Raw genomic sequence first — 4,650 nt, 5'->3', positions numbered from 1 at the left:
TCATGCCTATTCGGCGTACAAAAAATGACTGACCACTTGCTGTAACAAGTAGTCAGCCCATAAAAAATACCTTGACGGTGACCGCTCGGGGCGTAAAAGTATTTAATCCTTTACATCGTAAAATTTAAAGCCTTGCGCTTCTGCTTGTTGTATTAGTTTTTGTCTTAACGGAACTGCCTTTTTACCGGCAACCTGTTTTGTGAACGAATCTACACGACGATTCGTATCACGCATATCATAATACTGTTCCATTTCTTCATCGTAATCTTCCAAAAGTTCGAGGTACGAGTCAAACACAGTATATGAATCATCAAATACATTAGCTTCACGAGGCATTCGCGGTTTTAATTGCGGCTTCTGATTAGGTACGCCAATGCCGACACCTACTACCGGAAATGTCAGTTCCGGTAATTTCAAAAGTTCGATCATCTTAGGTACATTATTTAAGATACTGCCAAAGAAAACAGTACCGAAGCCACCAAGCTCTGCAGCTGCCACCATGTTTTGAGCGGCTATGGCTGCATCCGTCCAGCCTTGGAAGAAACGATCACTATCACGTTCAATGTCACTCGTTATACCTTGTTCACGAGCTATGCGTGAGTTACGGTACGCATCGACTATAAAGATAAATAGTTCCGGTACCCGTGCTACATACTCTTGGTTGCAAACTTCCGCGATAGCCGCTTTCAATTCGGGATTTACAATGCGGATAATACTAAAGCTTTGCAGGCCCATGCTGGTAGCCGTTCGTTTAGCAATATCCAGTAGTATGCTCAATTGTTGCGGCGGCATAGGACTGGATTTAAACTCACGAATAGTACGATGATTTAATAAAACGTCAATAGGATTCATGGGATCGTCTCCTTTACTAAAATACATCGACTGACAAAGTCAGTGAATTGTATTTTACCACAGATTTCCATCATATTGCACATTAAAATAATTACACACTATGACAAAAATCATACTTATACTGTAAAAGTCATTCAATATCGATACTATATCTACCCCAGTATCTAATATCGAAGTTTCTCTTTTTACAGTAACATTATTTAGTAGGCTTGTCTAGTCCTTAAATAATTAATAAAACAATCAATTATTTAGACAAATCCCCGCTTCCTCCCCAAAAGCCGCCTGCTATTATTCTTAATTCACATATTAAATTTCACGATCATGAATACTATACTTAGAATATAACTAATGCATGGTTATATGTCAAGCAATATATTGTCATGCATAAATCATCAACAAATACTCATACTTATTTGATTTTATACGGTAAATCGTTTATTTTCTTTAATTTTTTATACAATAAATGGCATTCATGAAAATAAAAATTGCCTAAATGTCCATAATTTGCTATACTACATGTATGGTAACGAAATTTATTTTTCAGTTTTCAAAGTAAAAAAGGAGTCATCAAATGAAACTTCAATTAACAAAACATTTAACTCGCGGTCTTTTAATTGCAGCTTTGGCAGTAGGCTTCACCGGCTCTGCTTTGGCCGCTGCACCGGCTGATACAGATGCACAAATTCACGTAAGTGGTACAGCAACCCGCTCCGTAGCGCCAAACTATGCCATTCTTCGTTTAGGTATTACCAGTGAAGCATCTACCGTAGGAGCTGCTAAAACTACTAACGATCGTGTTATGAGTGATTTAATTGCTCGCCTTGCTAATGTAGGCATTACTAAAAATAACATTCAAACATCCTACTTCTCCGTTTCCCCTAAAAACGATTACAGCACTACCCGTGATCGTTCTGCCAACTCTGTTGTAGGTTATACCGTATTCAACTCCGTAGCTGTTCGCATCAATGACTTGAGCAAAATCAGCCAAGTTATCGACAATGCAGTGGCGGCAGGTGCCAATAACATTCAGTCCCTCAGCTTCGAAGCCGATGTAGACCAAGCTTTGAATGACCAATTGACTGCTGAAGCTGTTAAAAACGGTCGTCATCAAGCCGAAGTGATTGCCGGTGCTTTAGGTCAACAGTTGGGCGGTATTAAAGACGCTTCCGTAGGCGGCACTAACACGTACACTATGGAAAGCTCCATGCGTCTTTATAAAGCATCTGATATGCTTGGTTCTTCCACGCCGGTAGAACAGGGTGAAATCACCGTAAGCAAAAATGTTGATTTAACATTCTATGTTCGTTAATTTGCTTCATATAGTGAATCCGTTTAAATAACTGCATAAATACTAAAGCCGAGTTCCGTGGAACTCGGCTTTTTTCGTGCCTGTATAGGCTTGTAAATTAAGCATATACGCCTATATTTTCTTTATTTAGAGTTCTATTAATTATGAGCGACTAACCACAGAGTGGCCAAACAGCCATTACTCTTCCGGTACGATACCCACATGGACAGCTACGATACCACCGGTCAATTCGTAATACGTAGCGTCCTTATACCCCACTTCGTTAAAGTATTCAAGTACTTTTGACTGATGTGGATAACGACGTAACGATTCAGGTAGCCAAGCATAGGATGACTGGTCTTTACTTAACTTACCCAATACAGGCAAGATTTTTTCAAAATACGCATAGTATAACTGTTTAAAACCGAAAACGGTAGGCTTAGCCAATTCTAAAGTTACTACACGGCCGCCCGGTTTAACAACACGCTTCATTTCACTGAGGGTTTTGATGATATCCGGCACATTACGCAATGCAAATGCGCTCATGGCGCAATCGAAAGTGTTGGCGTCATAGGGTAAATTCATAGCATCCCCTTCTACTAAATTTACCTTATCGAGTAAACCGGCCTGATTCAAACGAACTTCACCCTGGGCCAGCATTTCCGGACTAAAATCCAAGGCTTCAATATGAAGACTCGGCATTTGGCGCAATGCTTCTTTCGTCAGCATCCCCGTGCCGCAAGCAACGTCTAAAATATTCATATTTTCAGTTAATGCCATTTTTTCAACGGCAAAACGGCGCCAATACGAATCTTGGTGAAAACTCAACAATGAATTCATAAGGTCGTAATGCTTTGCTATATGTGAAAAAACACCTTGCACATATACTTCCTTTTCCGCATGATTGGAAAAGCTTAATGACTGCTCTCTTGTATTCCCTTGCATATCTTCTTCACTCACAATCTAGTTTAAACCTATATACCTACCATAATACGCTATCAATCGTCCGACTAACTACAATTTACTGCCATTTCAAACTATAATTAATCGATTAATAAATCCTCTACTATATTATTGTACCATATATACCATTTATATTTGATGATTCTTTTCATTATAATGTGTTTCTATAGTATAACTAATAGTTCTCCATTTTGTAAAGTAATTGTGAGCACTAAAAAAATCGATAAATAAGGTCAAACATTTTATTTTAAAGTATATTTTTCAAAATAGACTAATTTTATTCAAATTGCCTCTTGATATTATTCCTTGTCCGTATTATAATGACATATGTCCATTACAAATGCATTATTTTGAGTGTCTAAGGAGAGATTATTATGAAAGCAATTTTACAAGTGTTTAACCGAGTCAAACTGATTTATCAAATCATGATAGGGCTGGTCATCGGTATTTCTGTGGCCCTGATTAATCCGGCTGTTGGTAAAGACTTGTCACTGCTGGGGATTATCTTTGTAGGCGCCTTAAAAGGGATTGCACCGCTATTGGTATTCTTCCTTGTTATTGCTGCCGTTTGCCGCCATCGGGCCGATCAAAAAACCGGCATGAAAAAAATCATCGTCATGTATATGGTAGGCATGTTCTTATCAGCATTAATTGCTGTTTTTGCCAGCTACCTCTTCCCGGCCACTCTACATTTAGTGACTGCAGCTGAAGATGCCAAAGCTCCACAAGGCATCGCGGAAGTATTGATTACTTTATTACGTAATATCGTAGATAATCCGCTTCATGCTATCATGACCGGTAACTATATCGGTATTTTAGGTTGGGCTGTTGTTATTGGTTTTGCCCTTCGTCATGCAACAGAAGAAGTAAAAAGTGTATTCGTAGGAATTTCCGATGCTATTACCATGGTAGTTCAATGGGTTATCCGCTTGGCTCCATTCGGTATTATGGGGCTCGTTGCCGAATCTATTTCCACCAGCGGTATTGAAGCATTAGTTGAATACGCTGTATTATTAGGTACTTTATTGGGTAGCATGTTCTTCGTGGCCTTAGTTGTAAATCCTATCATTGTTTACATTGTTATGCGTCGTAATCCGTTCCCGCTTACTTTTAAATGTTTACGTGAATCCGGTATTACTGCCTTCTTCACCCGCAGTTCCGCTGCCAATATTCCGGTTAACATGAATATGGCCAAACGTCTCGGCTTATCCCCTGATACGTATTCTATCGCGATTCCGCTTGGGGCAACCATTAACATGGCCGGTGCTGCCATTACAATTACCATTATGACATTGGCAGCCGTTAATACCCTTCATATTCCGGTTGATTTTGCTACCGCTATCCTATTAAGTATTATTGCTACCATCGGTTCTTGCGGTGCTTCCGGGGTTGCCGGCGGTTCCCTCTTGTTGATTCCGCTTGCTTGTAGCTTATTCGGTATCTCCAATAATATCGCCATGCAAGTAGTTGGTGTAGGTTTCATCATCGGTGTTCTTCAAGACTCCACAGAAACTGCCCTTAACTCGTCCACGGATATTCTCTTCGTG

The 4,650-nt window shown here is 39.7% G+C and carries 3 protein-coding genes and 1 pseudogene (1 of these 4 only partly in view); 2 read left to right on the top strand and 2 right to left on the bottom strand.

Features of this window, described 5'->3' with window-relative positions:
• Nucleotides 1-102 precede the first annotated feature (102 nt).
• On the bottom strand, nt 103-852 hold the full coding sequence (locus QZL64_RS07495; RefSeq protein WP_021841389.1) for an NADPH-dependent oxidoreductase: 750 nt from the start codon (nt 850-852) through the stop codon (nt 103-105).
• A 571-nt stretch (nt 853-1,423) separates the two neighbouring features.
• Here QZL64_RS07495 and QZL64_RS07490 point away from each other — a divergent pair.
• A complete protein-coding gene (locus tag QZL64_RS07490) occupies nt 1,424-2,161 on the top strand; it encodes an SIMPL domain-containing protein (protein ID WP_021841388.1) in 738 nt (245 codons plus the stop codon).
• 177 nt (nt 2,162-2,338) lie between these two features.
• Here QZL64_RS07490 and QZL64_RS07485 read toward each other — a convergent pair whose 3' ends face one another.
• Nucleotides 2,339-3,085, bottom strand: a complete 747-nt coding sequence (locus QZL64_RS07485) for a class I SAM-dependent methyltransferase (RefSeq protein WP_021841387.1) — start codon at nt 3,083-3,085, stop codon at nt 2,339-2,341.
• Nucleotides 3,086-3,477: 392 nt separating this feature from the next.
• Between QZL64_RS07485 and sstT the strand changes: the two are divergent.
• A pseudogene (gene sstT / locus QZL64_RS07480) lies at nt 3,478-4,650 on the top strand (serine/threonine transporter SstT) (it continues 113 nt past the right edge of the window).

It is taken from the genome of Veillonella sp. CAG:933, assembly GCF_000431435.1.
In the GTDB taxonomy this organism is placed as follows: Bacteria; Bacillota; Negativicutes; order Veillonellales; family Veillonellaceae; genus Veillonella_A.
The sequence above is the reverse complement of the archived record's forward strand: the minus strand, read 5'-3'. Positions and strand labels throughout refer to the sequence as shown.